This window comes from Polaromonas sp. YR568 (genome assembly GCF_943371715.1).
Taxonomy (GTDB): domain Bacteria; phylum Pseudomonadota; class Gammaproteobacteria; order Burkholderiales; family Burkholderiaceae_C; genus Polaromonas.
In genome coordinates, this window is sequence record NZ_CALRVW010000003.1 from 111,622 (window position 1) to 138,465 (window position 26,844).

Below are 26,844 nucleotides of genomic sequence, written 5' to 3' on the forward strand. Positions count from 1 at the left end.
CGCTAGGATGGCAGGATGAACACCTCCACGTCCCCTTCCCCCGAAGGCAGCATCGACTGCAGCGTGCGCGGGCCCCTGCTGCTGATCGCCATCAACCGCCCGGCCAAACGCAACGGCTTCACGCCGAAGATGTTCCGTGAACTCGGCGAAGCCTACACGCGGCTGGACGACGACCCGGCGCTGCGCGTGGGCGTGCTGCATGCGCTGGGCGACCACTTCACCGCCGGGCTGGACCTGCCGACGATTGCGCCGCTGATGCAGCGCGGCGAAAAAGCCGTGCCGCCGGGCCTGGTCGATCCGCTGGACCTGGGCATGGAAGCTTACCGGCGCCGCAGCAAACCCATGGTGGTCGCGGTGCAGGGCATCACCTACACGCTGGGCATCGAACTGATGCTGGCGGCCGACATCGTGGTGGCCGCCGACGACTGCCGGTTTTCGCAGCTCGAGGTCAAGCGCGGAATCATGGCCACCGGCGGCGCGACCCTGCGCATGGCCGAACGCGCCGGCTTGGGCAATGCACTGCTGCACCTGCTGACCGGCGACGAGTTCGGTAGCGCCGAAGCCCTGCGGCTGAACTTCGTGCAGAAGGTGGTGCCCGCCGGGCAGGCGCTGGACGAGGCCCTGCGGATTGCCGACGCCATTGCCGCCCAGGCGCCGCTGGCGGTGGTGGCGACGCGAAAAAATGCACTCAAGGCGGTGGAACACGGCCCGCTGCTGGCCATGCAGGACTTCATAGCGGTGCAGCAGGGCCTGTCGCGCAGCGAGGACGCGGCGGAGGGTGTGCGTTCGTTTGTGGAAAAACGCGCGGCGCGGTTTGTAGGGCGTTAGGCTTTATCTGTCATCCCGGGCGTGACCCGGGATCCATGCCGTATGAACTACCGGCCTATCGGTCTGCAGGCATGGATTGCGGATCAAGTCCGCAATGACAAACCTTTGGCAATGCGGTCTCACGATAGCTGGTTGGACACGCCGCTGACCACATGGCCCGAAGGCACATGCTGCGAGGCCGAATCGACATGGCCGGTCTGGTCGTCGAAGAAGAAGTCGGGCTCGAACTCGCGCAAAAACTCGCCCTTGGCCAGGCCGCCGAGGAACATGGCTTCATCGACCTCGATGTTCCAGTCCATCAGCGTGCGGATCGCGCGTTCGTGCGCTGGCGCGCTGCGCGCCGTGACCAGCGCCGTGCGGATGCGCATGCGCGAGGTGCCGACTTGCTGCAGCCGGTGCAGGGCCTCGAGCAGCGGCTTGAAGGGGCCGGCCAGCAGCGGCTGCGTGGCCTTGTCGCGTTCGTGCGCCTGGAAGGCCGACAGGCCCTGCGCCTGGAACACCCGTTCGGCCTCGTCGGAAAAGATCACCGCGTCGCCGTCGAAGGCGATGCGCACCTCGTGCGGGTGCTGGTCGCTGGCATGGGCCGACTGCGGGTAGACCTGTGCGGCCGGCACGCCGGCCGCCAGTGCCTCGCGCACATCGCTGAGGTGGGTGGACAGAAACAGGTTGGCATGCAGCGGTTTGAGGTAGCGCCACGGTGGCTCGCCGCGGTTGAAGGTGCCGCGCTGGATGTTCAGGCCGTAGTGCTGCGCCGAGCGGAACACCCGCATGCCCGAGACCGGGTCGTTGCGCGACAGGATCACCACCTCGACGCGCTGTGCCAGTTTGGCTTGCGGCGAGGCGTCGTCCAGGCTGTCGGGCGCGTCGTTGAAAGCCAGCAGTTTTTTGACCAGCGAGAAGGCCACGCCGGGTTTGGCCGGCACGTCGAGCCGGTCCAGTTGCAGCTGCATGTAGGCGGCATCGCGCTTGGTGCCGGGCGCGGGTGGCTGGCCCAGGCCGTCCTCGAACACCCGGTTTTCTTCCTCGAAATCAAACAGTGCGCGCGATGAAATCGCCACCACCAGTTGTCCGTCCAGAGTTGCTGCCATGGGTTTACCTGTTTACTGCGGGGGTGGACTCAACGATAGCTCAAGTGTGCGCCATTGTCCGCAGGCCACGCCCTCGGTCGGCCACTGGTCGGCCTGCGTGACCTCGCGCACGCCGCCGGCCAGCAGCTGCGCGGCCCGGATGATGCCGGCGTGGGTGATCCAGACGGTGTCCGGTCCGGCCGGCAGTTCGTCGAAAGCGCTGGCCACGCGCGTCATCACGGCGTGCACGCTTTCGCCGTGGCCGCCGACGGCGTGGCCGGCAAAGTCGGCCGTCCAGGCGTCGAACTCGCTGCGCGCGATGTCGCTCCAGCGCCGGCCTTCCCAGGCGCCGAAGTTCATCTCCTGCAGCCGGGCATCGGTTTGAAGGGTTAAATCGGGCCGCAGACCATGTAGCGCATGCGCAAGCTGCTCACATCTTTGTAGCGGTGAGGTGCTGATGCGGGCCCCGGCGGGAAGCGCCGCGGCCAGGGACGCGGCGCTGTGTTGCGTCGCCTCCAGGTCTGCCGCCACATCCAGCGCGCCGTAACAGGTGCCCGGCGCCAGCAGCACCTGCGCGTGGCGCACCAGCCAGAGGGTCATAAGGCGACGGCCAGGCCAAGGTAGAAGGCGATTTCGCAGACCTGCTGCGTGGCGCCCAGGCAGTCGCCGGTGAAGCCCTGCAGACGGCGCGTGAACAGGCGGCCCATCCACAGCAGGGCGATCGCGGAGAAGCTGCAGGCCACTATCAAAGTCATAGCTGGCAGTGCATAGCTGGCAAGGGCCAGGGCCGAAAATGACCATATAAACGCAACCCCCAGGCTGGTCAGCGTGATCTGGTCGGCCAGCGGTTTGGACTTGGAACCGGCAGCGTCGCCGACATGCGGCAGCACGCGGATCAGCAGCAGCGGCAGGATGCGCGAGACCACATGCGCGCTAAACAGGGCTGCGGCGACCAGCCAGCCGTCCAGGGGCAGGTCGGCCGGCGTTTCCTCCCCACCGGACAGCGCGCTGTCGACCGAACCGAGCAGGCCCAGCAGCGCCACCTTGCCCAGCAGCGCCAGCACCAGTGCCATCGCGCCGAAAGCGCCGACGCGCGAGTCCTTCATGATCTCCAGGGCGCGGTCCCGGTCGTAACTTCCACCCAGCCCGTCCGTCACGTCGGCCAGCCCGTCTTCGTGAAAGCCGCCGGTCAGCAGCACCGTCGCCACCGTGGACAGGACGGCGGCCACCAGCGGCGCAGAGTCGGTGGCCGGCAGCAGCGCCATCAGCAGGCTGTACACGCCGGCCGCCACGGCGCCGACCAGCCAGCCGATGCCGGGGAAGTGCGCGGCACTGGCGCGCAGCATGGCCGGGCTGTAACCGGTCCACGCCGCCAGCGCGCCGGTCACCGGAATGCGGGTGAAAAACTGCACGGCCAGCAGGTAGTGGCGGATGAACTGCAACATGCGTGGTTACTCCCGCCCGCTGACCCCGGCCGAATCAAAACTCGCCATCTCGGCCATGAACAGGGCGGCCGACTGCAGCAGCGGCCAGGCGAGCAGGGCGCCCGTGCCTTCGCCCAGGCGCATGTCCAGGTCCAGCAGCGGCGTGACCTGCAGATGCGCCAGCAGCAGGTGGTGACCACGCTCGGCCGAGCGGTGGCAAAACACCAGGTAATCCTTCACGGCCGGCAGCAGGGCGCAGGCCACCAGCGCGGCGGCGCTGGCAATGAAGCCGTCGACCAGCACCACGCGGCGCTCGCTGGCGGCCTGCAGCATGGCGCCTGCCATCATGGCGATTTCAAAGCCGCCCAGCGCCGCCAGCACAGCCAGCGGCTCTCGCACGTCGGCGTGGCGGGCGAGGGCGCGTGTGAGCACCGCCTGTTTGTGCGCCAGTTGCGCATCGTCCAGACCGGTGCCGCGCCCGACCACCTCGCTGATCGGCCGGCCGGCCAGCCGGGCCAGCAGCAGGGCGGCCGGCGAGGTGTTGGCAATACCCATTTCGCCAAAGGCGACGACGTTGCCGGGCAGGCCGCGCAGGACATCCATGCCGGCTTGCAGCGCGGCGTGGACCTGCGCCAGCGACATGGCAGGACCTTCGCACAGGTTGTGCGTGCCTGGCGCTATTTTTCGCTGCTGCAGCTGCGGGTGGTCGGGCAGATCGGCGGCCACGCCGGCATCCACCACCTGCAGGGCAAAGCCGTGCTGGCGCGCAAACACATTGATGGCGGCACCGCCGGCCAGCATGTTGCCCACCATCTGCACCGTCACGGCCTGCGGAAAGGCCGACACGCCCTCGCCGGCAATGCCGTGGTCGGCGGCAAACACCACCATTTGCGGCGACTGGAAAGTGATGGCCTCGCTGTGCTGGATCAGGCCGAGCTGCAGAGCCAGCGCTTCAAGCTGGCCGAGCGCGCCCAGCGGCTTGGTTTTCTGGTCGATCTTGTGCTGCAGCCGGGCGGCCAGCGCGGCGTCCGCGGTCGGTTCAATCGCGGGCAGGAGAAGTATCTTGTTGTCGGTCATCGGTGATTTTCTGAAGGCAGGCGGGGCAAAAGCAGGAGGCTCCCGACGTGCCGGTGATGGGCGCGCAAGCGGAGGGTACGGGCATGACATGGGGCAGCTTGACGCACCAGCATTCCGTGTCCCCACCGACCATGCCGCAGCGAAAAGTCGCGCCGCAGCCGGGGCACGATGAGTTGGGTGGCACGGGTGCGCCTGCTGCCGTCATGCAATCCCCCGTCAGCTCTGCAGAAACAGCCGGTAGACCGGGTTGTCGGTCTCTTCCACGTGGGGGTAGCCCAGCGTGTCGAGAAAGGCCTTGAAGGCCTTGTTGTCGGCCTGGGGCACCTGCAGGCCGACCAGGATGCGGCCATAGTCTGCGCCCTGGTTGCGGTAGTGGAACAGCGAGATGTTCCAGCCCGGCTTCATGGCGCCCAGGAACTTCATGAGCGCCCCGGGCCGCTCGGGAAACACAAAACGCAGCAGGCGCTCGTCCTTCGACAGCGCGCTGTGGCCACCCACCATGTGGCGTATGTGCTCCTTGGCCAGGTCGTCATGGGTCAGGTCCAGCGACTTGAAGCCGTGTTTGCTGAAGTTGGTGGCGATTTTTGTGCTTTCGCCCTTGCCATGGGTGGTCAGGCCGACAAACACGTGTGCCTGGCTCGCGTCGCTGATGCGGTAGTTGAACTCGGTCACGCTGCGCGGGCCGCCCGGCAGCCCGCCGATCAGCTCGCAAAAGCGCCGGAAGCTGCCGCGCTCCTCGGGAATCGTCACTGCAAACAAGGCTTCGCGCTCCTCGCCCACTTCGGCGCGTTCGGCGACAAAACGCAGGCGGTCGAAATTCATGTTCGCACCGCACAGGATGGCCGCGTAGGTCTCGCCTTTGGTCTTGTGCGTGGCGACGTACTGCTTGATAGCGGCCACACTCATGGCGCCCGAGGGCTCGACAATGCTGCGCGTGTCTATGAACACGTCCTTGATCGCGGCACAGACGGCATCGGTGTCCACCGTGATGAATTCATCGACCAGTTCGCGGCTGATGCGGAAGGTTTCCTCGCCTACCAGCTTGACGGCCGTGCCGTCGGCGAACAGGCCCACATCGGGCAGCGTGACACGTTTGCCGGCGTCGACCGATTGGGCCATCGCGTTGGAATCGTTCATCTGCACACCGATGATCCTGACCTCGGGACGCACGGCCTTGATGTAGTTGGCGACGCCGGAAATCAGCCCGCCGCCGCCTATAGCCACAAACACCGCGTCGAGCGAGCCCTTGCCGATGGTCTGGATCTGGCGCAGGATTTCCATGGCAATCGTGCCCTGGCCGGCAATCACGTCCGGGTCGTCGAACGGGTGCACAAAGGTCAGGCCGTTTTTTTTCTCCAGCGTGACGGCATGCAGGTGAGCGTCCGAGTAACTGTCGCCGTGCAGGATCACCTCGCCGCCCAGCGCCCTGACGGCATCGACCTTGACCTGCGGCGTGGTGACCGGCATCACGATCACCGCGCGTGTGCCGAGCTTGTGCGCGCCGAGCGCCACGCCCTGCGCGTGGTTGCCGGCCGAGGCGCAGATCACGCCTTTCTTGAGCTGGGCGGGGCTCAGGTGCGCCATCTTGTTGTAGGCGCCGCGCAGCTTGAAGCTGAACACCGGCTGCTGGTCTTCGCGCTTGAGCAGCACGGTGTTGTGCACCCGGCGGCTGAGGTTTTTCGCCGGCTCCAGCGGGGATTCCACCGCCACGTCGTAGACGCGTGCGGTCAGGATTTTTTTCAGGTAGTCGGCGGGCGTGAGTGCCCCAGCGGCGGATGGCCGGGAGGTGCCGGATGAACGGCGGGGAGCGGGCTTGGCGGCAGTGGGCATGTGTTTTTCTCGCAACCCGTCATCATAGTGGGCAAGAAAAAAGGCCCAGACCTTGCGGTCTGGGCCTGTAAATCCACCCTTTCAGGGATGGAGGAGACAAGTGGTGCATGAAAACAGAGATGTCTTCATGCGATGATTTCAGTATAGCGGAGGCATGTTGCGCTGCAACAATGTTTTGTTGCGAAAAATAAACACTCGCCGCTACTTTTGACAACAATTTCTGACTTTTGAGGATGGCAATTCATGGAATGCACAGTGAGCTGGACCGGCCCTGCCGCCGGAGCGGGGACAACAACCAAAACTTCTGGCTCGGCCATGAGTTTTCTGGCTACCACGGGCAGCGGCCACACGCTGGTGATGGACGGCGCGCCTGATGCCGCCAAGCCGGAAAACGGCGGTGCCAACCTGGCGCCACGCCCCATGGAAACCGTGCTGGCCGGCACCGGTGGCTGTACCGCCTACGACGTGGTGCTGATCCTCAAGCGGGGCCGCCACGATGTGCGCGGCTGCACGGTACGACTGACGTCCGAACGGGCCGAAACCGACCCCAAGGTGTTCACGAAAATCCACATGCATTTTGTGGTGACGGGACGCGGCATCGCGGCCAGCGCGGTGGAACGCGCGATTGCGATGAGCCATGACAAATACTGCTCGGCCACCATCATGCTCGGAAAAACGGCCGACATCACCACCAGTTTTGAACTGATTGAAGCCTGACGTACAACATAAATTGGGCTGTAGCCCTTTTGAATCAAGCGCTGCAAGCTATTGAAAAGATAGCGTCTTAAATGTAGTGTGCGGTGGTCGTCATGACTTTGGCGGAGGCCCGCATCAACGCCTTGACCGGTGCGGGCAGCGCCAATGCGCCGGTACTTTGCGCTTCCTGCGCATGACGCGCCTCGTCGTCTTTCATTTGCGCCACGATGGCCCGGGAGGCATGGTCGCCTTCCGGCAGGCGTTCGAGATGGCTGGCCAGGTGCGTTTCGACTTGCCGCTCCGTCTCCACCACAAAACCCAGGCTGACCCGGTCACCGAGACGGCCCGCCAACAGGCCGAGCCCGAATGCCCCGGCGTACCACAGCGGGTTCAGCAGCGAAGGGCGGGCGCCGAGTTCGTCGAGCCGCTCACGCGTCCAGGCCAAGTGGTCGCCTTCCTCCTTGCTGGCCTCCAGAAACTGCTGGCGCAGCGCGGGATTGCGTGTGCTCAGGGCCTGCGAGGCGTAGAGCGCCTGCGCACAGACCTCACCGACATGGTTGACCCGCATCAGCGCGCCGGCCAGCGCCTTGTCCGCCGCGCTCAGCTCGGTGTCGTGTGCCGGCACGGTCGGGCATGTCCGGCTGGCACGGGGCTTGGCAAACAGGGTGCGCAGGGCGCTGTCGGCGGAAGTGAGCAGGGCATCCATAGTGGTATTTATCGCTTGTCAGTAGGCGGAAGGGCAGATGAAAGTTTATCCAGTCGGACTTCCAGCTGACGGACGCGGTCCCCGAGGGAGGTGTCCAGTGCGGGTATGTCGGCGGGTAGCCGGTTTTGAGCGCCAGGCAATTTCTCCAGAGGCGCAGGCGTTAATCGCGCCACCTCCTGCCCGCGCCGGGTGATGCAGAAAGCCTCGCCACGCTCAACCGCGGCGATGAGCCTGGAGAAATTCTGGTTGGCGTCGCGCAGCGAAATCAGCTGGAATGGCATAGGAAAGGGTGGGCCGGAAAGTTATTAATTGCGGCTTTTTTCGGGTGATTTGTAAATGTAGTACAAATTGTAGTACATCACGATCGGCGACGACATGCTTTGGAAAGACGGCTTAACGCCGCGCAAGGGGTTTTTGCGTTTGTTGCAGAGGTGCAACGGAATTGAATTTATCGGGCCAATTCCTTTGCGAAACCTCGCAGCCTCTGGTGCAATACATACAACTTCCTAAACGGAGGTTGGCCCGGGGATCCAAAATCCTGGAGCCCTATGTTTAACCTTGGAGAAACTCGCAATGAAAAAATCCCTAGTCGCTTTGGCTATCCTGGCTGCTGCTGGCGTGGCTTCGGCCCAGTCTTCTGTGACCCTGTTCGGTGTTGTTGACGCGGTTTACGCTCACGGCTCCGGCTCCGGTGTTGGTTCTTCCAGCAAGAGCCAGTTGACTGACTCTGGTTACAACTCCAGCCGTCTCGGCTTCCGCGGTACGGAAGACCTCGGCGGTGGCATGTCTGCTTCTTTCTGGCTGGAAGCTGGTCTGAACAACGACAATGGCTCTGGCGACCTGACCAGCCTGAACAACCAAACCGGCGGCACTACCGGTGGTGGTGGTCTGACGTTCAACCGTCGTTCGACGGTCAGCTTGGCCAGCGGCCTGGGTGAACTGCGTCTGGGCCGTGACTACACGCCACAGTTCTGGAACCAGACCGTGTTTGATCCGTTCGGCACCAACGGCGTGGGCACCACCCAGACCCTGAATTCCGGCCTCGGTGGCAACACTGCAGTTCGCGCTTCCAATAGCATTGGTTACTTCCTGCCAGGCAACCTGGGCGGCTTCTACGGCCAGTTCCAGCACTACCTCGGTGAGAACAACAAAACCGGCGCAGCGACTGAAAAAGACGGTAACGGTTCTGCCATCCGTCTCGGTTATGCCAACGGCCCGGTCAACGTTGCCATGGCAACTTCCAGCACCAAGTTTGCTGAGACCGCCACCACTGGCAAGATTCGCTCCACCAACCTCGGTGGCTCGTATGACTTCGGCGTCGCCCAAGCCATGGCTTTGGTGACCCGTGACAAAGTTTCTTCTACCCCCACTTCGGTGACGGGCAAGGGCGCTTTGGTCGGTGCTTTGGTTCCAATGGGTGCCGGCCAGATCCGTGTGGCTTACTCCACCTACAAAACCGACGCTGCTGGTACACCTAAGTCCAAAAAATGGGCTCTGGGTTATGTGCACAACCTGTCCAAGCGTACGGCTCTGTACACCACGTTCGCTCGCGTGACCAACAGCGGCGGCGCAGCCCAGGCTCTGAACGGTGCCGTGACCGCAGCGAACGCACGTTCGACCGGTTACGACTTCGGTATCAAGCACTCCTTCTAATTGACGGCTGGTCTTGTGCCAGCTTCAATCAAGAGAGTTTAAAAAGCCGCCTTCGGGCGGCTTTTTTCATGGAAAATGCAAAAATATGCCGCTTTGGGAGATGCTCATGTCGCAGGTTGACAGGGCGTGGCTGTGGGGCAGGTCGGGTGGTGGCGTGGTGTTATTGGCCTTGCTGCAACTGGCCGGCTGTGCTTCGTTAATGCCGCCGTCTGCCCCGGCTGGTCCGGCAAGACTCAGCGCCACCCCCTGGGTGACTGCGTCCACAGGTAATCAGGTCACGCCAGACTGGCGGCATTACCCTTTTCCGGGCAAGAAGCCTAGCCAGTTTCGTTATGAACGCAAGGATGGGCGCGAGGCGATGGCTGCCACTTCCAGTTCGTCGGCAAGCATGGTGCGCCAGGTGCTGCGCGTGGAACCGGATGAGCTGGCCAGTGTGCGCTTTTCATGGAAAGTGCCCGAGCTGATGGCGCAAGCCGATATGGCCTTGCGTGAGGCCGATGATTCGCCGGTGCGCGTGGTGCTGGTATTTGAAGGCGACCGCAGCAAGTTCTCCAGCAAGAACGCCATGTTGTCCGAACTGGCACGAGCGTTGACCGGCGAAGAGCTGCCTTATGCAACGCTGATGTATGTCTGGTGCAACACGCGCCCGCCGGGCACGGTGATTGTCAATCCGCGCACCGACAGGATACGCAAGCTTGTCGTCGAATCCGGTGCCGGCAAGTTGCGCCAATGGGTCGACTACGAGCGCAATATCCGTGCTGACTATGAGAAGGCTTTCGGCGAAGCGCCGGGTGCGCTGGTGGGCATAGGCATCATGACCGACAGTGACAACACACGCTCGACGACCTCTGCCTGGTACGGGCCGGTCACGCTCGACAAGGTCGCGCACGCGCGTTAGCCGCCTGCCTGGCCCGACATTTGCAGGCATCTGAAAGGCGCGCACCATCATCGCGCAGCCCTGGGTCTAGTGCATGTTCCGAGGCGCTTGTTTCAGGGGAAACCCCTCGTGTTGCCCTGATGGGCCGGTTGTATATTCGTCGCTTACTTCAAAGAGAACCACATGAAATTCCACCCGCTTTTTATCGCTGCTGCTGCGGCCGCGTCGTTTGCTGTTGTTCCTGCCGTGCAAGCCAAGACCTTCAAATGGTCGAGCGCGAGCGACATCCCCACGTTCGACATCCACTCGCAGAATAATGCGCTGGGCAATGGCGTCCACGCAGCCGTTTACGACTCACTCGTCTACTACAACAGCCGCACCTTCAAGGTGGAACCCCAGCTGGCCGCCTCATGGCGTGACGTCTCGCCGACGCAGGTTCGCTTTACCCTGCGCTCAGGCGTCAAGTTCAGTGACGGCACACCACTGACGGCAGAAGACGTGGTTTTCTCGTTGACCCGCGCGACGGCCAAAACCTCCAACTATGCGGTGTATACCCAGGGAATCGACAAGGTGGTCAAGGTCAACGATTCGACCGTGGACATCATGATGAAAGGCCCGAACCCGGTGCTGCTCAACCAGTTGACCGAACTGCGCATCATGAGCAAGGCGTGGGCCGAGAAAAACAAGTCGACCGAGCCGAAAGACATCCGTGCCAAAGACGAAACCTTTGCGCACCGCAATGCCATGGGCACCGGCCCTTTCATGGTCAAGGAGTGGCAGCCTGACCAGAAGCTGGTTCTTGTTTCCAACCCCAACTACTGGGGCAAGAACGAGTCCAATGTGACCGAAGTCGTCTACACACCGATCAAATCGGAAGCCACCCGGGTCGCTGCCCTGCTGTCGGGCGAAGTCGATTTAGTCCTTGACCCCAGCATCCAGGATCTGGGCCGGTTGCGCAGCACCGGCAACCTCAAGGTCATCGACGGCATCGAAAATCGCACCATCTTCTTCGGCATGGACCAGTCCCGCGACGAACTGCCCGGATCCAACATCAAGGGCAAGAACCCGTTGAAGGACCAGCGCGTGCGCATGGCCTTGTACCAGGCCATAGACATCAACGCCATCCAGCGCGTCACCATGCGCGGCCTGAGCCAGCCGACGGGAGCGATCGTGGCGCCGCAGGTCAACGGCTGGACCGAAGGTGTGCACAAGCGTCACCCTTATGACCCCGAGGCTTCGAAGAAGCTGCTCGCCCAGGCCGGTTACCCCAATGGGTTCGAGGTGGATTTTGCGTGCCCGAACAACCGCTACATCAACGACGAGGAAATCTGCCAGGCCGTCACCGCGATGTGGGCACGGGCCGGCGTGAAAGCCAAGCTGCGCACGTTGCCGCTGGTCACCTATTTTCCGATGATCCAGCGCTACGAAGCCAGCATCTACATGCTGGGCTGGGGTGTGCCCACCTTTGATGCGCTTTACAGTCTGCAGTCGCTCGTCCGCAGCGTGGGCACCGGCGGTGATGGCAACTACAACGTGGGCCGCTACAGCAACCAGCGGATGGACTACATCGTGGACCGCGTGAAGGTGGAGACCGATTTGCCGGTACGCAACCGCCTGCTGACCGAGGCCCTGCAACTGTCGAACGACACGGTCTCGCATATTCCGCTGCACAACCAGATCATTCCCTGGGCGATGAAGAAAAACATTGACGTCGTGCACCGCGCCGACAACCGGCTCGACTGGCGTCTGATCAAGGTCAACTGAACGTGTTGTCAAAGAGGGCCTTGCGGGGCCCTTTTTTGCAGTTCTTTTCTTTAGGCCTAAAGGAAATCCCGGTGCCGGCACAGGGCTTGCTCTGCTAGCATTGGCTCTCGCTCAAAACCGTACACCGAATGTTTGCATTTATTCTCCGTCGCCTGCTTCAGGCTGTGATCGTGATGGTCGCTGTGGCTTTTATTGCGTTCATGCTGTTCCAGTATGTTGGCGACCCGGTGGTGTTTCTGCTGGGGCAGGATGCGCAACCTGACCAGATTGCCCAGCTGCGCGCCGATCTGGGGCTGGACAAGCCCTTTTTCGTGCAGTTCGGCCACTTTCTGGTCAATGCCGTGCAGGGCGAGTTCGGCCTCAGCCTGCGCCAGGGAGCCAAGGTCTCGCGCCTGATCGCAGAGCGTTTTCCCGCGACGCTTGAGCTGGCGCTGGTGGCGGCTGTCATGGCCCTGGCGATTGGTGTCCCGATGGGTGTGTATGCGGCACTGCGCCGTGGAACCTTTATGAGCCAGCTGCTCATGACGGTGTCGCTGGTGGGCGTGTCGCTCCCGACCTTCCTGATCGGGATCCTGCTGATTCTGGGTTTCTCCGTGGGTCTGGGCTGGTTCCCCAGTTTCGGTCGTGGCGACGTGGTGCAGATGGGCTGGTGGAGCAGCGGCCTGCTGACGGCCAAGGGCTGGCACCATATCGTGCTGCCGGCCGTGACGCTGGCGATCTTCCAGCTCACGCTGATCATGCGGCTGGTCCGCGCCGAAATGCTCGAAGTGCTGCGTACAGATTACATCAAGTTTGCGCGCGCGCGTGGCTTGTCCAACCGCGCCATCCATTTTGGGCACGCGCTCAAAAACACCCTGGTGCCGGTCATGACCATCACCGGCCTTCAGCTGGGCGGGCTGATTGCTTTTGCCATCATCACCGAAACCGTTTTCCAGTGGCCGGGCATGGGCCTGCTCTTCATCCAGGCTGTGACTTTTGCCGACATTCCCGTGATGGCCGCCTACCTGTGCCTGATCGCCCTGATTTTTGTCGTGATCAACCTGGTGGTTGACCTGCTGTATTTTGCGGTGGACCCACGCTTGCGTGTCGGCTCGGCGGGGGGGCACTGATGTTGTCGCCCCGGCCTGCTCCGGCGCTCAAGGCCAACGGCCGCGCCTTTGCACACATCAGCGAGTTCCACCCCGAAATCACGGCTTTTCGCCGCGACCTGCATGCCCATCCGGAACTCGGCTTTGAAGAGGTCTACACCAGCGCCCGTGTGAAGGAAGCGCTGCAGCGCTGCGGCGTGGACGAGGTGCATTCCGGCATCGGCAAGACCGGGCTGGTGGCCGTCATCAAGGGCCAGCAAAGTGGCAGCGGAAAGATGATCGGCTTGCGCGCCGACATGGACGCGTTGCCGATGACGGAACACAACGACTTTGCCTGGAAATCCTCGCGCGCCGGCATGATGCACGGTTGCGGCCACGACGGGCACGTGGCCATGCTGGTGGGCGCAGCCCGCTACCTGGCAGCCACACGCAATTTTGACGGGACGGCCGTGCTGATTTTCCAGCCGGGCGAAGAGGGCTTTGCCGGCGCGCGGGTCATGATTGAAGACGGCCTGTTTGACCGGTTCCCGGTGCAGGCGGTTTACGGCATGCACAACTGGCCGTCCATGAAGCCGGGCACGGTGGGCATCAACCCCGGGCCCATGATGGCAGCGGCTGACCGCATCACCATCGACATCACCGGCCGCGGCGGTCATGGCGCCCACGCCTACATGACGGTCGATCCTGTGCTGGTGGCGGGGCACATCATCACGGCGGTGCAGAGCATTGTTTCGCGCAACGTCAAGCCGATTGACAGCGCCGTGATCAGCCTGTGCGCGATGCACGCCGGCGATATGGGCGCCTTCAGCGTGGTGCCGGGCAAGGCTACCCTGGTGGGTACAGTCCGCACCTTCAACCCCGAGGTGCAGGACCTGATAGAGCGGCGTCTCAACGAACTCTGCACCGCAGTCGCGCTCGGCTTTGGTGCAACTGCCGCCGTGCACTACGAACGCATTTATCCGGCCACCATCAATTCTTTCGAGGAAGCGATGTTTGCAGCCGATGTGGCAGAAACCCTGCTGGGCGAGGACCATGTCGTGCGCGACATGGAGCCCAGCATGGGCGCCGAAGACTTTTCCTTCATGCTGCAGGTCAAACCCGGCGCGTACATGCGCATCGGCCAAGGGGCCGAAAACGGTGTCGGCAGCTGTTTTCTGCACAACAGCCGTTACGATTTCAACGACGACATCCTGCCGCTGGGTGCCGCCCTGCATGCCGGGCTGGTGGAGCAGTCCATGCCTTTGTCCGTGCCGCGCTGATTATTTTTTGTTCAACAGGAGAGTCCCATGAATTTCACGAAAAAAGCCGCTTTTGCCCTTGTGGGTACAGCGCTGGCAGCTACAACTTTTGTAGCGTCCGCGGTGACCCTGCGGGTCGGAAACCAGGGTGACGCCCTCTCGCTGGACCCGCATTCGCTCAACGAATCGCTGCAACTGACAGTGGTGGGCAACGTGTACGAGCCGCTGGTCACGCGCGACCGCAGCTACAAGCTGGCCCCCTCGCTGGCGACCGACTGGAAGCAGACTTCCCCAACGGTCTGGCGTTTCAACCTGCGCAAGGGCGTGCAGTTCCACGACGGCTCGCCGTTCACCGCAGACGATGTGATCTTCAGCTACGAACGCGCCAAGGGTGACGGCTCCGACATGAAGAGTTATGTCGGCCAGATCAAGGAAATCAAGAAGATCAACGATCACACGATCGACTTCGTGCTGAACACCCCCTTCCCGATCCTGCCCGAACTGTTCACGCAGTGGCACATCATGAGCAAGAAGTGGTGCGAAACGAACCAGGCCACCAAGCCAGTGGACCGCCGCAAAGGCATCGAAAATGCTGCGTCTTTCCGCGCCAACGGCACCGGCCCTTTCCGCGTGCGTGAGCGCCAGCCCAATGTCCGCACCACCTTTACCCGCAACGGCAGCTACTGGGGCAAGATCGACGGCAATGTGGACGAAGTGGTCTTCAACGTCATCGGCAACAACAGCACCCGCGTTGCAGCACTGCTGTCCGGCGAAATTGACGTGATGGAACCGGTGCCGGTGCAGGACGTGGCCCGCATCAAGGCCAATGCCGAACTCAAGGTGCTGCAAGGCCCCGAGTTGCGCATCATTTTCCTCGGCATGGACCAGAAGCGCGACGAACTGCAGTTCTCCAGCGTCAAGGGCAAAAACCCCTTCAAGGACAAGCGTGTTCGCCAGGCTTTCTACCAGGCCATCGACATCGAAGCCATCAAGAACCGTGTGATGCGTGGTGCCTCCACGCCGGTGGCCACGCTGCTGGCACCCGAGATCAAGGGTTACGCGCCCGACCTCGCCAAACGCCTGCCGTTTGACGTGGAAGCCGCCAAGAAGCTGATGGCCGACGCAGGTTATGGCGCCGGCTTCGAGCTGAAGATGAACTGCCCGAATGACCGTTATGTCAACGACGGTGAAATCTGCCAGGCCGTGGCCGCGAATCTGTCGCGTATCGGGGTCAAGATCAATCTGGAAGCCGAAACCAAGGGCACCTACTTTCCGAAAATCCTGCGCCGCGACACCAGCTTCTACATGCTGGGCTGGACACCGAGCACGGTGGACGCCCACAACGTGCTCTACCCCATCATGTCCACGCCAGGTGAGGGTGGCCGCGGCCAGTTCAATCTGGGCGCTTACAGCAATGCGCGGATTGACCAGCTGACCGACCTCGTGGCTTCCGAGACCGATGACAAGAAGCGCAACGAGATGATCCACGAAGCGCTGAAAATCCATCAGGACGAGGTCGGCCATTTGCCGCTGCACCAGCAGGCGCTGAACTGGGCGTCCAGGAAGAATATCGAAATGGTTCAGTGGCCCGACAACGGCATGCCCTGGAAATACGTCAAAGTCAACAAGTAACACGGGTTGATGAAAAGCGCGCTATTCCGATGGTGGGATGGCGACATCGGCTACAGCTTTCGCACCTCCCCGGTGGCGATGGCTGCAGCTGCAGTCGCCCTCATCTGCATCTTCTGTTCGGTGTTTGCGGGCTTTGTGGCGCCGCACAACCCGTTTGACCTGACGACGCTCGAACTGAGCGATGCCCGGTTGCCACCGGCCTGGTCGGCCGAGGGCTCGAGCAAGTATTTGCTGGGCACCGATGACCAGGGGCGAGACATCCTCTCGGCCCTGATGTATGGTGCCCGCGTGTCGCTGGCGGTGGGTTTTGCCTCGGTGATCCTGTCGGTCGTGTTTGGCGTCGGCATGGGTCTGCTGGCCGGTTTCTACGGCGGCTGGATTGACTCAGCCCTGATGCGCCTGTGCGACGTGATGCTGTCTTTCCCGGCCATTCTGGTGGCCCTGCTGATTGCCGGGGTGGGGCGGGCGCTGTTTCCCAATGCGCAAGATTCCCTGGCGTTGGGGGTGCTGATCATATCGATCACGCTCACCGGATGGGTGCAGTACGCCCGAACGGTGCGTGGCTCGACCCTGGTCGAACGCAACAAGGAATACGTGCAGGCGGCACGTGTGACCGGTGTGACACCGATGCGCATCATGCGCCGCCATGTGCTGCCGAATGTGATGGGGCCGGTGCTGGTGTTGGCGACCATCCAGGTGGCCACGGCCATCATCACCGAAGCCACCCTGTCCTTTCTGGGCGTGGGCGCGCCGCCCACCTCGCCTTCGCTGGGCACCCTGATCCGCATCGGCAACGACTACCTGTTTTCCGGCGAGTGGTGGATCACGGTGTTTCCCGGCCTGATGCTGGTTCTGATTTCGCTGAGCGTGAACCTGCTGGGTGACTGGCTGCGCGACGCGCTGAACCCGAGACTACGATGAGACCCCGAAGCAGCCCGCGGCAGCCTCCCCTCGAGGCGGCGCCACCAGTGGCCCGGCCAAGCCGGCTCCGCGGTGACTGCTCGAACAGAACCTACCCGTCCAATCAATGAGCCTATTACAAGTCAAGAACCTGATCGTCGAGTTTCCCGGCCGGCGTGGCACGCTGCGGGCGCTGGACGACATTTCGTTCGATATCGCCCCCGGTGAAATCCTGGGCGTGGTCGGCGAGTCGGGCGCCGGCAAGTCGCTGACTGGCGCCGCCATCATCGGACTGCTGGAGCCGCCGGGCCGCATCGGTGGCGGGCAGATCCTGCTCGAAGGCGAGCGCATCGACAACCTGCCTTACGAGCAGATGCGCCACATCCGCGGCCGCAAGATCGGGGCGATTTTCCAGGACCCGCTGACCTCGCTGAACCCGTTGTACACGGTAGGGCGACAGTTGATCGAGACGATACAGGCGCATCTGCCGGTCAGCAATGCGGAAGCGCGCCAGCGCGCCATTTCCCTGCTGCAGGACACCGGCATTCCGGCGGCCGAGCAGCGCATCGAACATTTCCCGCACCAGTTCTCGGGCGGCATGCGCCAGCGCGTGGTGATTGCCCTGGCGCTGGCCGCCGAGCCCAAACTGATTGTGGCCGACGAGCCGACCACCGCACTGGACGTGTCGATTCAGGCACAGATCATCATGCTGCTCAAAAGCATCTGCAAGAAGCGCGGTGCCGCGGTGATGCTGATCACCCACGACATGGGCGTGATTGCCGAGACCTGTGACCGTGTGGCCGTGATGTATGCGGGACGGATTGCCGAGATCGGCCCGGTCCACGAGGTGATCAACCACCCCTCGCATCCCTACACCGCCGGCCTGATGGAAGCGATCCCCGACATCACGCTGGACCGCGAACGGCTCAACCAGATTGACGGCGCCATGCCGCGTCTGAACGCCATTCCGCAAGGCTGCGCCTTCAATCCACGTTGCCCCAAGGTGTTTGACCGCTGCACGCAGGACAGGCCGGACCTGCTGCCTGCCGGTGCCACACGTGCTGCCTGCTGGCTGCACGATGCCACGGTGGGAGTGACCGCATGAGCAACAGTGAAATGACGACAAACACGGGGGCACCCCTCGTTCAGGCCTTTGACCTGGCCAAGACCTTTGATGTGTCCCCGCCCTGGCTAAACCGCGTGCTCGAAGGCAAGCCCCGGCTGATGCTGCATGCCGTCGATGGCGTCAGCTTCGAGATCGAAAAAGGCAAGACCCTGGCCCTGGTCGGCGAGTCGGGCTGTGGCAAAAGCACAGTGGCCCGTTTGCTGGTGGGGCTGTACGAGCCGACCCGTGGCGGCCTGACCTTCGACGGCCAGGATGCCCATGCCGCCTTCAAGACGCCGCAGGGCCGGCAATTGCGACGCCGCATCCAGATGATTTTCCAGGATCCGTACGCGAGCCTGAACCCGCGCTGGATCGTGGAAGACATCGTGGGCGAGCCGCTCAAGGAACACGGTCTGATCACCAACGAGGCCGAGCTCAAGGCGCGCGTGGGCGAACTGCTCAAGTCGGTCGGCCTGTCCCCGCTGGACATGGTCAAGTTTCCGCACCAGTTTTCAGGCGGCCAGCGCCAGCGCATCTCGATTGCCCGGGCGCTCGCCACCGAGCCGGAATTCCTGGTCTGCGACGAGCCAACCTCCGCGCTCGACGTGAGTGTGCAGGCGCAGGTGCTCAACATCATGAAAGACCTGCAGCGCGAGCGCGGGCTGACCTACCTTTTCATCTCGCACAATCTCGCAGTGGTGCGCCATGTCAGCGACCAGGTGGGCGTGATGTACCTGGGACGGCTGGTTGAACTGTCGGACAAGCAGACGCTGTTTGCCAGCCCGAAGCACCCCTACACACGCATGCTGCTGGACGCGATCCCGAAAATGCACGACACCGGCCGCGCCCGCACCCCGGTGCAGGGCGAGGTGCCTAACCCCCTGAGCCCGCCGACCGGCTGCACCTTCCATCCGCGCTGTCCGCATGTTAACGACCGCTGCCGCGCCGAGCGGCCGCAGCTCCTGACCATCCAGGGTGTGAAGATCGCCTGCCACGCTGTGGAAGAGGGACGCATCTAGTTGCTCCTGTTTTTGTAGCTGCTTGCGCTTGTTGGGTATGGGCCGGAGGCCGATTTCAATCATGAATTCGGAGGAAGTCCTTTGCAGCATCACGCTGCGTTCCCGGTTCGCTTGGGACAGTAGGCGCAACTCCCCACTCCCTCCCCCCGCCCCTCCCTCGCCCCGCGGGGCGATGGAGGGGAGCTTCATTTGGCCGTGTGTGCTGCGCTCGCGTGCAAACATGACGGTCTGTTGAGTCCGACATGACGCGCTTTGCGCGTCATGTCTCCCCGCATCCGTATTCGTTTCCCCCACCCGTCGGGCTGGGCCGAGGAGCGCAGGCAAAAGCGGATAAGGGCTGGCGTTGTTTGAGCCGCATGCGAGTTTAGCCAGCCCCCGTTTTTGGCGAGCACCGCAGGTTGCCCGTAGCGAAGCGCAGGGACCCAGAGCATCGGGTCGCCTTTCTTTTGGGTACTTTTCTTTGGCGAAGCAAAGACAAAGTGCCTCGCCCGCCGGGGCGAGACCCGGCCTGTTTGAAGACCCACCAAAGAGCAAGCTTGCACAGGCCTCATAGGCGCAACCAGAGCCAAAAAACTCAGGTGTAGCGCTTGCTCCGCAAATTGTTCTTCATTTCCTTGAGCAAAGGATGCAGGGTCGGGCTGCCAATGCGCAACGCCACGCAGGTCGCCAGGATGTCGATGATCATCAGATGCAGCAGGCGCGACACCATGGGGCTGTAGCGGTCGTAGCCCTCCGGGTGGTCGGCGGCCAGGTGGATGTGGCCGGCGGCGGCCAGCGGCGAGCCGCTGGCCGTGATCACGATGGTGGTGGCGCCGTTCTTGCGGGCGATGTCGCAGGCGTCCATCAGGTCACGCGTGCGGCCCGAGTTGGAGATGATCACCACGCAGTCGCCCGGCCTGAGCAACGAGGCGCTCATGACCTGCAGGTGGCCGTCGCTGTAGGCAATGGCGTGCACCCCGAGGCGGAAGAACTTGTGCTGCGCGTCCTGCGCCACGATGCCGGAGTTGCCGACGCCGAAAAATTCGATGCGCTGGCCGCTGGAGCAGGTCGCCACCAGGGCCAGCACGGCCTTTTCGATGAGCGCCGAGCTGGCGTCGTTGCGGTACTTCAGGAAGGCGGCCACCGTGTTGTCAATCACCTTGACCAGCACGTCGCCGGTCTTGTCATCCGCGTCGACACTGCGGTGAATGAAGGGAACACCTTCGCTGACATTGCCGGCCAGCTTGAGTTTGAAGTCCGACAGGCCGTCGTACCCGACGCTGCGGCAAAACCGGATCACCGTCGGTTTGCTGACATGGGCACGTGCGGCCAGCTCGGTGACCGGCAGGCTGGCAAAGGCACGCGCATCGCTGAGCACCAGTTGCGCCACCCGCTGCTCGGCCGGTGCCAACGACGGCAGGCAGGCTTTGATGCGGTCAAGCACGGCGACCCCCAAACGGCAGCGGATGGAAACTGCAAGCAGGGGCCGCGGGACTGGCTTTGCCACACCGCAGGCGCAGCGGCCCCTTTTTCCGTGCAAGGGGCAGGGAGTTGCCGCAGGCTCGCAGTGAGCGACCGTGGGGGCTCAACTCTCTTCGCTCCACCAGTGGCTGTCCCGCGCAATCATCGCGCTGGAGGCACTGGGGCCCCAGGTGCCGGCCGTGTAGGGGCGCGGGCCGTCGGTGTCGTGTTGCCAGGCGTCCAGAATCGGTTCGACCCAGCGCCAGGCTTCTTCCTGTTCGTCGCTGCGCACAAACAGGTTCAGCCGGCCATCAATCACGTCCAGCAGCAGTCGCTCGTAGGCACCGACACGTTCGGTGCCAAAACGCTTGTCAAAGTCGAGATCCAGCTGCACCGGTGCCAGCGTCTGACTGGCGGCGCGTGCGCCCAGCCGGTTGTCCTGGCCTTGGGCCAGCAGGTGCAGCTCCAGTCCGTCCTTGGGCTGCAGGTTGATCACCAGCCGGTTGCCGGCGCCCAGGGGCGATTTGAAGATGGCATGCGGCGTCGGGCGGAAGTTCACCTCGATGTGGGCGTCGCGGTCGGCCAGGCGCTTGCCGGTGCGTATGTAAAACGGAACGCCGGCCCAGCGCCAGTTGGCGATCTCGGCGCGCAGGGAGACGAAGGTTTCGGTCCGGCTGTCCGGGCTGACACCGCTTTCCTGCAGGTAGCCGCGCACGGCCTCGCCATTGATGTTGCCGGCGGTGTACTGGCCGCGAATCACGTGGTGCTTCAGGGTGTCCGGTGTCCAGGCCTTGAGTGAGCGCAGCACCTTGAGCTTTTCGTCACGGATCGCATCGGCGTGGGCGTTGATCGGCGGCTCCATGCCGATGGCGCAGAGCAGTTGCAGCGCATGGTTTTGCACCATGTCGCGCAGGGCGCCGGTGCTGTCGTAAAAGGCACCGCGTTTTTCCACGCCGAGTTCTTCGGCAATCGTGATCTGGATGTTGGCAATCGTCTCGCGGCGCCACAACGGTTCGAACAACGAGTTGCCGAAACGCAGCGCAAACAGGTTTTGCACCGAAGGTTTGCCGAGGTAGTGGTCGATGCGGAAGATCTGCTTTTCCGGCAACACACGCAGCACGGCTTCGTTGATGGCGCGGTTCGAAGCGAGGTCATGGCCCAGTGGTTTTTCCAGCACCACGCGGGTTTGCGGGCCATTGAGTCCGACGGCCGCCATGTGCTCGCAGATCGGCTGGAACAGCGTCGGCGCGGTGGCCAGGTACATCACCACGGTGTCGGCCTGGCGCGCCTGGAGGAGGGTGGCGAGTGCCGCATAGTCGGCCGGGCCGGACAGGTCCATGCGCAGGTAATGCAGCAACGCGGCAAACCGTTCGAACTCGTCACCGGTGGGGCGTTTGGCCAACTCGACACTGTCAAAACGTGCGCGTATCAGGGCACGGTACTCTGCATCGCTCATGGCGTCACGGCCCACGCCCACAATGCGGCCGTCGGCGGGCAGCGAGCCGTGCCGGAAGGCCTGGAACAGCGCGGGCATTAACTTGCGCCAGGTCAGGTCGCCCGTGCCGCCAAACAGGACCAGATCAAAACTCATGCGCCCAACCTTGCCGAACGGCCGATATGTAATAAAGTTTCATAGGATGTTGCCATAATCGTAACTCAACCAGGTTCTGGTCTTACAGGGCCCTGGCCGCGATCCCTCTACACTTTCACCATGAACCAACTCGAAGCCCTCAAGCAGTTCACCACGGTGGTGGCCGACACCGGTGATTTCAAACAGCTCGACGCCTACAAGCCCCAGGACGCGACAACCAACCCGTCGCTGATCCTCAAGGCCGTGCAGAAGCCCGACTACCAGCCGCTGCTGCGTGACACCGTGGCGAAGTTTCGCGGCCGCGCGCTGGATGAAACCATGGACCGGCTGCTGGTGCGTTTTGGCTGCGAGATCCTGTCCATCATCCCGGGCCGGGTGTCGACCGAAGTGGATGCGCGCCTGAGCTTCGACAGCAACGCCACCTTCACGCGTGGCGAACGCATCATCGAGCTGTATGAGGCCGAAGGCATCCACATCGACCGTGTGCTGATCAAGGTGGCGGCTACCTGGGAGGGCATCCAGGCGGCGCGCCGGCTCGAAGACAGGGGCATCCACACCAACCTGACGCTGCTTTTTTCCTTCTGCCAGGCGGTGGCCTGCGGCCAGGCCGGGGTGCAGCTGATCTCACCCTTTGTCGGCCGCATCTACGACTGGTACAAGAAGTCGGCCGGGGCCGCGTGGGACGAGGCCGCGCATGCCGGCGCCAACGACCCCGGCGTGCAGTCGGTGCGCCAGATCTACAACCACTACAAGAAATTCGGCATCAAGACCGAGATCATGGGCGCGAGTTTTCGCAACATCGGGCAGATCACCGCCCTGGCCGGCTGCGACCTGCTGACCATCAGCCCCGAGCTGCTGGGCCAGCTCGCTGCCAGCGAGGCGCCACTGGTGCGCGCGCTGGACGCCCGGGCCGCGCAGGCGCTGGACCTGCCGGCCGCCGGCTTTGATGAGGTGACTTTCCGCTACGCACTGAACGAAGATGCGATGGCCACCGAAAAGCTGGCCGAAGGCATACGCGCCTTTGCGGCGGATGCGGTCAAACTTGAACAGCTGATGCTGGCCGCCTGAGTCCGGCCGATGAACCGACCCCCTTGCCACCAGACCCCGGCCTGGGCTGCGCTGCAGGCGCAGTTTGAGGCGACAGGGAAAAGTTTCGACCTGCGCCAGGCTTTTGCAGCCGATCCCGGCCGGTTCACTGCGTTCAGCCAGGAGGCACCGCACGTTTTTGCCGATCTCTCCAAAAACCTGATCGACGCGCCCACCCAGGCCTTGCTGCTGGACCTGGCGCGCCAGCGTGGCGTGGAGCCCTACCGCGACGCGATGTTTGCCGGTGAGAAAATCAACCGCAGCGAAGACCGTGCGGTCATGCATTTTTTATTGAGAAATTCGGCTCCAGCCCAGACGGGACGGGCGCCAGAAGCTCCTGAAAATATAGCGTCCGGGCTGCTCCGGGTGCACGAGACCCTGGCTGCCATGCTGGCCTACGCCGAGCAGGTGCGTGCAGACCCTGGCATCACCGACATCGTCAACATCGGCATAGGCGGCTCCGACCTCGGTCCGCAGATGGCGGTGCTGGCGCTCGACGCCTTCCGCATCCCCGGCAAGCGTTTTCACTTCGTCTCCAACGTCGACGGGCAGGAGCTCGCCGGCGTCCTGGCGCAACTCCAGCCGCAGAACACCCTGTTCCTGATCGCGTCAAAAACCTTCACGACCACCGAAACCATGACCAATGCCCTGTCGGCCAGGCAATGGTTCGAGGCACAGGGTGGCCAGGACATTGCGCGTCATTTCGCGGCACTGACGACCAACGTCGCCGCGGCCCAGGCCTTTGGCATCCGCACGACCTTCGGCTTCTGGGACTGGGTAGGCGGGCGTTATTCGTTGTGGTCGGCCATTGGCCTGCCGCTGGCCATCAGCATAGGCGCCCAGGGTTTTCGCGAGTTGCTGGCCGGCTCCCATGCGATGGACGATCATTTCCGCACGGCACCGCTGGCGCAGAACCTGCCGGTGCGCCTGGGTCTGCTCGATGTCTGGTACCGCAACTTCCACCGTTTCACCAGCCGCAGCATCGCGCCCTACAGCAGCGCCTTGCGCCGCTGGCCGGCCTACCTGCAGCAGCTGGAGATGGAGAGCAACGGCAAACGCGTGGACGCCCAGGGCCGGACGCTGCCGTTTGCCACCGCACCGGTGCTCTGGGGCGAGCCCGGCACCAACGGCCAGCACGCCTATTTCCAGATGTTGCATCAGGGAACCGACGTGGTGCCGGTCGAGTTTGTCGCAGTCAAAAAATCCTCCCATGGCTTGCCGGGCCACCACGACAAGCTGCTGGCCAACGTGCTGGCCCAGGGCCAGTCGCTGATGCTGGGGCAGAGCGACGCAGGGGGCCACCGGCATTTTCCGGGCAACCGGCCCAGCACCTTCCTCTTGCTCGAAGCGCTGGACCCGGCCAGCCTGGGCGCGCTGATTGCGCTGCAGGAACACCGCGTGTTTGTCAGCGGCGCCATCTGGGGCATCAACAGCTTTGACCAGTGGGGGGTCGAGCTCGGCAAGGTGCTGGCCAAAGACATTGAGCCGCGTCTGCGCAGTGGGGATGTTTCGGGCTTGGACGCCTCGACGGCGGGCTTGTTGCAGCGCCTGCGCTAAGGACAGCCGCAGCACGGACACAGGTCTGGCCTATCATGGCGCGGGGCATTTGCCCCGTCTTTATCCTGAGGAGGAGAAAAAACATGAACTTCGGTCAAGCCATTTCCACCTGTTTCGCCAAGTACGCGACCTTTTCAGGGCGCGCATCGCGCCCTGAATTCTGGTGGTTTTTCCTGTTTCAGGTCCTGGTCTCCATTGCCGCTTCGATGATGGGTGACATGCTCAGCGGCCTGGTAGGTCTGGTCCTGCTGCTGCCGGCCCTGGCTGCCGGCGCGCGCCGCCTGCACGACATTGGCAAAAGCGGCTGGTGGCAACTCATCATGCTGACCGGTATCGGCTGGTTCGTGCTGGTTTACTGGTGGGCGCAGCCGGCTCGCGACGCGGGCAGCGAATACGCGTCGGCCTGAGTTTCGAACGCACATGAAAAAACCCGCAGGGCGCGCGCCCTGCGGGTTTTTTGTTTGCTGCCCGGAAGTCCGGACGGCGTAGCGAGCAGGTGTCAGGCTAGGCGGACGGAGCGCAGGAACCGGAGCGTACCTTGGGGTACGTGAGGATTCCGAGCACCGCCCAACGACGCATGGCGCCTGCGCAGTAGCCGGATTACATGCCCATGCCGCCCATGCCGCCCATACCACCCATATCGCCACCACCCATGCCGCCGCCGCCAGCGCCGGACTCGTCTTTCGGAGCCTCGGCAACCATGCACTCGGTCGTCAGCATCAGCGACGAGACAGACGCTGCATTTTGCAGGGCCGTGCGGGTCACCTTGGTGGGGTCCAGAATGCCCATGTCGATCATGTCGCCGTACTGGCCGTTCTGGGCGTTGTAGCCGTAGTTGCCTTTACCGGCCAGCACTGCGTTCACGACAACGCTTGGCTCTTCGCCGGCGTTGGAAACGATGATGCGCAGCGGCTCTTCGATGGCGCGCAGGATCAGCTTGATGCCGGCGTCCTGGTCAGCGTTGTCACCCTTGATGGTGCCAGCCGACTGCTTGGCACGCAGCAGAGCCACGCCGCCGCCAGCCACAATGCCTTCTTCCACAGCAGCACGGGTAGCGTGCAGGGCGTCTTCGACGCGGGCTTTTTTCTCTTTCATTTCGACTTCGGTGGCAGCGCCAACCTTGATCACGGCCACACCGCCGGCGAGTTTCGCAACACGCTCCTGCAGTTTTTCGCGGTCGTAGTCGCTGGTTGCTTCTTCGATCTGGACACGAACCTGCTTGACGCGGGCTTCGATGTCAGCAGCTGCGCCGGCGCCGTCGATGATGATGGTGTTTTCCTTGCCCACTTCGATGCGCTTGGCCTGGCCGAGGTCGGCCAGCGTCACTTTTTCGAGCGTCAGGCCGACTTCTTCAGCGATGACCTTGCCACCGGTCAGGGTGGCGATGTCTTCCAGCATGGCTTTGCGGCGGTCGCCGAAACCAGGGGCCTTGACAGCCACAACTTTCAGGATGCCGCGGATGGTGTTGACCACCAGCGTGGCCAGGGCCTCGCCTTCGACGTCTTCCGAGATGATCAGCAGCGGACGGCTGGACTTGGCAACTTGCTCCAGGGTCGGCAGCAGGTCACGGATGTTGCTGATTTTCTTGTCGTAGAGCAGCACAAACGGGTTGTCCAGAATCGCGGACTGCTTTTCTGGGTTGTTGATGAAGTAGGGCGACAGGTAGCCGCGGTCAAACTGCATGCCTTCGACGACGTCGAGTTCGCTGTTGAGCGACTTGCCGTCTTCAACGGTGATCACGCCTTCTTTACCAACCTTGTCCATCGCTTCGGCGATGATCTTGCCGACTTCTTCGTCGCTGTTGGCGGAAATCGTGCCGACCTGGGCAATTTCCTTGCTGGTGGTGGTGGGCTTGGAAGCTTTTTTCAGCTCTTCGACCAGGGCCGTGACAGCCTTGTCAATGCCGCGCTTCAGATCCATCGGGTTCATGCCGGCGGCGACATACTTCATGCCTTCGCGGACGATGGCTTGTGCCAGAACGGTAGCGGTCGTGGTGCCGTCACCAGCGATGTCGGAAGTCTTGGAAGCGACTTCCTTGACCATCTGCGCGCCCATGTTCTGCAGCTTGTCTTTCAGTTCGATTTCCTTGGCGACGGACACACCGTCCTTGGTCACCGTAGGAGCGCCGAAAGAGCGCTCAAGCACCACGTTGCGGCCTTTGGGGCCCAAGGTGACCTTGACGGCGTTGGCCAGGATGTTCACACCCTCGACCATGCGTGCGCGGGCTTCGCCGCCGAAAATTACGTCTTTTGCTGCCATGTGTGGC

At 63.1% G+C, this 26,844-nt stretch carries 24 protein-coding genes and 1 other RNA gene; 14 read left to right on the plus strand and 11 right to left on the minus strand.

What is annotated here, in order from left to right; genetic code table 11:
- The first annotated feature begins 15 nt into the window (after positions 1 to 15).
- Positions 16 to 828 (plus strand): crotonase/enoyl-CoA hydratase family protein, encoded by an 813-nt coding sequence (locus tag AAG813_RS03340; protein ID WP_341911821.1) that lies wholly within the window; start codon positions 16 to 18, stop codon positions 826 to 828.
- A 119-nt stretch (positions 829 to 947) separates the two neighbouring features.
- Here the strand turns inward: AAG813_RS03340 and AAG813_RS03345 are convergent, their stop codons facing one another.
- Genes AAG813_RS03345 through ilvA form a run of 6 tightly spaced genes read right to left on the minus strand, consistent with a single transcriptional unit; the run spans position 948 to position 6,226 of the window.
- Positions 948 to 1,916 carry a 5'-nucleotidase gene (locus AAG813_RS03345; RefSeq protein ID WP_341911823.1) on the minus strand — a complete coding sequence of 323 codons (969 nt, stop codon included), beginning with the start codon at positions 1,914 to 1,916 and terminating at the stop codon, positions 948 to 950.
- Between the two features lie 12 nt (positions 1,917 to 1,928).
- Positions 1,929 to 2,495: a histidine phosphatase family protein gene (locus AAG813_RS03350; RefSeq protein ID WP_341911825.1), complete on the minus strand. Its 567-nt coding sequence runs from the start codon at positions 2,493 to 2,495 to the stop codon at positions 1,929 to 1,931.
- Positions 2,492 to 3,340, minus strand: coding sequence for an adenosylcobinamide-GDP ribazoletransferase (locus tag AAG813_RS03355; protein WP_341911827.1), 849 nt, complete (start codon positions 3,338 to 3,340; stop codon positions 2,492 to 2,494). Before AAG813_RS03355 ends, AAG813_RS03350 begins: the two co-directional genes overlap by 4 nt.
- A 6-nt stretch (positions 3,341 to 3,346) precedes the next feature.
- A complete protein-coding gene (gene cobT / locus AAG813_RS03360) occupies positions 3,347 to 4,396 on the minus strand; it encodes a nicotinate-nucleotide--dimethylbenzimidazole phosphoribosyltransferase (protein ID WP_341911829.1) in 1,050 nt (349 codons plus the stop codon).
- A complete protein-coding gene (locus AAG813_RS03365) occupies positions 4,359 to 4,601 on the minus strand; it encodes a cysteine-rich CWC family protein (RefSeq protein ID WP_341911831.1) in 243 nt (80 codons plus the stop codon). Before AAG813_RS03365 ends, cobT begins: the two co-directional genes overlap by 38 nt.
- A gap of 11 nt (positions 4,602 to 4,612) precedes the next feature.
- Positions 4,613 to 6,226, minus strand: a complete 1,614-nt coding sequence (gene ilvA / locus AAG813_RS03370) for a threonine ammonia-lyase, biosynthetic (protein ID WP_341911833.1) — start codon at positions 6,224 to 6,226, stop codon at positions 4,613 to 4,615.
- A 243-nt stretch (positions 6,227 to 6,469) separates the two neighbouring features.
- On the opposite strand from ilvA, the gene AAG813_RS03375 reads away from it, so the two are divergent.
- Positions 6,470 to 6,943: an OsmC family protein gene (locus tag AAG813_RS03375; protein WP_341911835.1), complete on the plus strand. Its 474-nt coding sequence runs from the start codon at positions 6,470 to 6,472 to the stop codon at positions 6,941 to 6,943.
- A 67-nt stretch (positions 6,944 to 7,010) separates the two neighbouring features.
- On the opposite strand, the gene coq7 is transcribed toward AAG813_RS03375, so the two are convergent.
- A complete protein-coding gene (gene coq7, locus AAG813_RS03380; protein ID WP_341912138.1) occupies positions 7,011 to 7,640 on the minus strand; it encodes a 2-polyprenyl-3-methyl-6-methoxy-1,4-benzoquinone monooxygenase in 630 nt (209 codons plus the stop codon).
- 561 nt (positions 7,641 to 8,201) lie between these two features.
- Between coq7 and AAG813_RS03385 the strand changes: the two genes are divergently transcribed.
- The 9 genes from AAG813_RS03385 (at position 8,202) to AAG813_RS03425 (ending at position 18,904) form a co-directional block, all read left to right on the plus strand.
- Positions 8,202 to 9,281 carry a porin gene (locus tag AAG813_RS03385; protein WP_341911837.1) on the plus strand — a complete coding sequence of 360 codons (1,080 nt, stop codon included), beginning with the start codon at positions 8,202 to 8,204 and terminating at the stop codon, positions 9,279 to 9,281.
- A 199-nt stretch (positions 9,282 to 9,480) separates the two neighbouring features.
- Positions 9,481 to 10,179 carry a DUF3047 domain-containing protein gene (locus tag AAG813_RS03390; protein WP_341912139.1) on the plus strand — a complete coding sequence of 233 codons (699 nt, stop codon included), beginning with the start codon at positions 9,481 to 9,483 and terminating at the stop codon, positions 10,177 to 10,179.
- A 162-nt stretch (positions 10,180 to 10,341) separates the two neighbouring features.
- Complete coding sequence (locus AAG813_RS03395; RefSeq protein WP_341911839.1) at positions 10,342 to 11,922, plus strand: ABC transporter substrate-binding protein; 1,581 nt, start codon at positions 10,342 to 10,344, stop codon at positions 11,920 to 11,922.
- Positions 11,923 to 12,050: 128 nt separating this feature from the next.
- Positions 12,051 to 13,031 (plus strand): ABC transporter permease, encoded by a 981-nt coding sequence (locus AAG813_RS03400; RefSeq protein ID WP_341911841.1) that lies wholly within the window; start codon positions 12,051 to 12,053, stop codon positions 13,029 to 13,031.
- Positions 13,031 to 14,269 (plus strand): M20 aminoacylase family protein, encoded by a 1,239-nt coding sequence (locus AAG813_RS03405; RefSeq protein ID WP_341911843.1) that lies wholly within the window; start codon positions 13,031 to 13,033, stop codon positions 14,267 to 14,269. Before AAG813_RS03400 ends, AAG813_RS03405 begins: the two co-directional genes overlap by 1 nt.
- Before the next feature lie 27 nt (positions 14,270 to 14,296).
- Positions 14,297 to 15,880, plus strand: a complete 1,584-nt coding sequence (locus AAG813_RS03410) for an ABC transporter substrate-binding protein (protein ID WP_341911845.1) — start codon at positions 14,297 to 14,299, stop codon at positions 15,878 to 15,880.
- Positions 15,881 to 15,889: 9 nt separating this feature from the next.
- Entirely contained in the window at positions 15,890 to 16,801 is a 912-nt protein-coding gene (locus AAG813_RS03415; protein ID WP_293594298.1) for an ABC transporter permease, read from the plus strand.
- Positions 16,802 to 16,907: 106 nt separating this feature from the next.
- Positions 16,908 to 17,885: an ABC transporter ATP-binding protein gene (locus AAG813_RS03420; protein WP_341911848.1), complete on the plus strand. Its 978-nt coding sequence runs from the start codon at positions 16,908 to 16,910 to the stop codon at positions 17,883 to 17,885.
- Positions 17,882 to 18,904 (plus strand): dipeptide ABC transporter ATP-binding protein, encoded by a 1,023-nt coding sequence (locus AAG813_RS03425; protein WP_341911850.1) that lies wholly within the window; start codon positions 17,882 to 17,884, stop codon positions 18,902 to 18,904. The genes AAG813_RS03420 and AAG813_RS03425 overlap by 4 nt, the downstream gene beginning before the upstream one ends.
- Positions 18,905 to 19,478: 574 nt before the next feature.
- Here AAG813_RS03425 and AAG813_RS03430 read toward each other — a convergent pair.
- Together AAG813_RS03430 and zwf are read right to left on the minus strand one after the other, a co-directional pair.
- Positions 19,479 to 20,327 carry an SIS domain-containing protein gene (locus AAG813_RS03430; RefSeq protein ID WP_341911852.1) on the minus strand — a complete coding sequence of 283 codons (849 nt, stop codon included), beginning with the start codon at positions 20,325 to 20,327 and terminating at the stop codon, positions 19,479 to 19,481.
- A gap of 141 nt (positions 20,328 to 20,468) precedes the next feature.
- Positions 20,469 to 21,935 carry a glucose-6-phosphate dehydrogenase gene (gene zwf, locus AAG813_RS03435; protein ID WP_341911854.1) on the minus strand — a complete coding sequence of 489 codons (1,467 nt, stop codon included), beginning with the start codon at positions 21,933 to 21,935 and terminating at the stop codon, positions 20,469 to 20,471.
- Between the two features lie 120 nt (positions 21,936 to 22,055).
- Between zwf and tal the strand changes: the two genes are divergently transcribed.
- From tal to AAG813_RS03450, 3 genes are all read left to right on the plus strand, one after another.
- The gene (gene tal / locus AAG813_RS03440) at positions 22,056 to 23,003 is read left to right on the plus strand and encodes a transaldolase (protein ID WP_341911856.1); all 948 of its coding nucleotides are present in this window, start codon (positions 22,056 to 22,058) and stop codon (positions 23,001 to 23,003) included.
- A 9-nt stretch (positions 23,004 to 23,012) separates the two neighbouring features.
- Complete coding sequence (gene pgi / locus AAG813_RS03445) at positions 23,013 to 24,578, plus strand: glucose-6-phosphate isomerase (protein WP_341911859.1); 1,566 nt, start codon at positions 23,013 to 23,015, stop codon at positions 24,576 to 24,578.
- An 83-nt stretch (positions 24,579 to 24,661) separates the two neighbouring features.
- Positions 24,662 to 24,985, plus strand: coding sequence for a DUF805 domain-containing protein (locus AAG813_RS03450; RefSeq protein ID WP_341911860.1), 324 nt, complete (start codon positions 24,662 to 24,664; stop codon positions 24,983 to 24,985).
- 67 nt (positions 24,986 to 25,052) lie between these two features.
- On the opposite strand, the gene AAG813_RS03455 is transcribed toward AAG813_RS03450, so the two are convergent.
- Positions 25,053 to 25,127: non-coding RNA, sX9 sRNA (locus tag AAG813_RS03455), on the minus strand.
- Between the two features lie 51 nt (positions 25,128 to 25,178).
- Positions 25,179 to 26,837, minus strand: coding sequence for a chaperonin GroEL (gene groL / locus AAG813_RS03460; protein WP_341911862.1), 1,659 nt, complete (start codon positions 26,835 to 26,837; stop codon positions 25,179 to 25,181).
- Between the last annotated feature and the right edge of the window lie 7 nt (positions 26,838 to 26,844).

What these genes read in the sequence shown, in the direction of transcription:
- AAG813_RS03340 (WP_341911821.1), top strand. Translation starts at nt 16, where the DNA reads ATGAACACCTCCACGTCCCCTTCCCCCGAAGGCAGCATCGACTGCAGC.
- AAG813_RS03345 (WP_341911823.1), bottom strand. Translation starts at nt 1,916, where the DNA reads ATGGCAGCAACTCTGGACGGACAACTGGTGGTGGCGATTTCATCGCGC.
- AAG813_RS03350 (WP_341911825.1), bottom strand. Translation starts at nt 2,495, where the DNA reads ATGACCCTCTGGCTGGTGCGCCACGCGCAGGTGCTGCTGGCGCCGGGC.
- AAG813_RS03355 (WP_341911827.1), bottom strand. Translation starts at nt 3,340, where the DNA reads ATGTTGCAGTTCATCCGCCACTACCTGCTGGCCGTGCAGTTTTTCACC.
- cobT (WP_341911829.1), bottom strand. Translation starts at nt 4,396, where the DNA reads ATGACCGACAACAAGATACTTCTCCTGCCCGCGATTGAACCGACCGCG.
- AAG813_RS03365 (WP_341911831.1), bottom strand. Translation starts at nt 4,601, where the DNA reads ATGACGGCAGCAGGCGCACCCGTGCCACCCAACTCATCGTGCCCCGGC.
- ilvA (WP_341911833.1), bottom strand. Translation starts at nt 6,226, where the DNA reads ATGCCCACTGCCGCCAAGCCCGCTCCCCGCCGTTCATCCGGCACCTCC.
- AAG813_RS03375 (WP_341911835.1), top strand. Translation starts at nt 6,470, where the DNA reads ATGGAATGCACAGTGAGCTGGACCGGCCCTGCCGCCGGAGCGGGGACA.
- AAG813_RS03385 (WP_341911837.1), top strand. Translation starts at nt 8,202, where the DNA reads ATGAAAAAATCCCTAGTCGCTTTGGCTATCCTGGCTGCTGCTGGCGTG.
- AAG813_RS03390 (WP_341912139.1), top strand. Translation starts at nt 9,481, where the DNA reads ATGCCGCCGTCTGCCCCGGCTGGTCCGGCAAGACTCAGCGCCACCCCC.
- AAG813_RS03395 (WP_341911839.1), top strand. Translation starts at nt 10,342, where the DNA reads ATGAAATTCCACCCGCTTTTTATCGCTGCTGCTGCGGCCGCGTCGTTT.
- AAG813_RS03400 (WP_341911841.1), top strand. Translation starts at nt 12,051, where the DNA reads ATGTTTGCATTTATTCTCCGTCGCCTGCTTCAGGCTGTGATCGTGATG.
- AAG813_RS03405 (WP_341911843.1), top strand. Translation starts at nt 13,031, where the DNA reads ATGTTGTCGCCCCGGCCTGCTCCGGCGCTCAAGGCCAACGGCCGCGCC.
- AAG813_RS03410 (WP_341911845.1), top strand. Translation starts at nt 14,297, where the DNA reads ATGAATTTCACGAAAAAAGCCGCTTTTGCCCTTGTGGGTACAGCGCTG.
- AAG813_RS03415 (WP_293594298.1), top strand. Translation starts at nt 15,890, where the DNA reads ATGAAAAGCGCGCTATTCCGATGGTGGGATGGCGACATCGGCTACAGC.
- AAG813_RS03420 (WP_341911848.1), top strand. Translation starts at nt 16,908, where the DNA reads ATGAGCCTATTACAAGTCAAGAACCTGATCGTCGAGTTTCCCGGCCGG.
- AAG813_RS03425 (WP_341911850.1), top strand. Translation starts at nt 17,882, where the DNA reads ATGAGCAACAGTGAAATGACGACAAACACGGGGGCACCCCTCGTTCAG.
- zwf (WP_341911854.1), bottom strand. Translation starts at nt 21,935, where the DNA reads ATGAGTTTTGATCTGGTCCTGTTTGGCGGCACGGGCGACCTGACCTGG.
- tal (WP_341911856.1), top strand. Translation starts at nt 22,056, where the DNA reads ATGAACCAACTCGAAGCCCTCAAGCAGTTCACCACGGTGGTGGCCGAC.
- pgi (WP_341911859.1), top strand. Translation starts at nt 23,013, where the DNA reads ATGAACCGACCCCCTTGCCACCAGACCCCGGCCTGGGCTGCGCTGCAG.
- AAG813_RS03450 (WP_341911860.1), top strand. Translation starts at nt 24,662, where the DNA reads ATGAACTTCGGTCAAGCCATTTCCACCTGTTTCGCCAAGTACGCGACC.
- groL (WP_341911862.1), bottom strand. Translation starts at nt 26,837, where the DNA reads ATGGCAGCAAAAGACGTAATTTTCGGCGGCGAAGCCCGCGCACGCATG.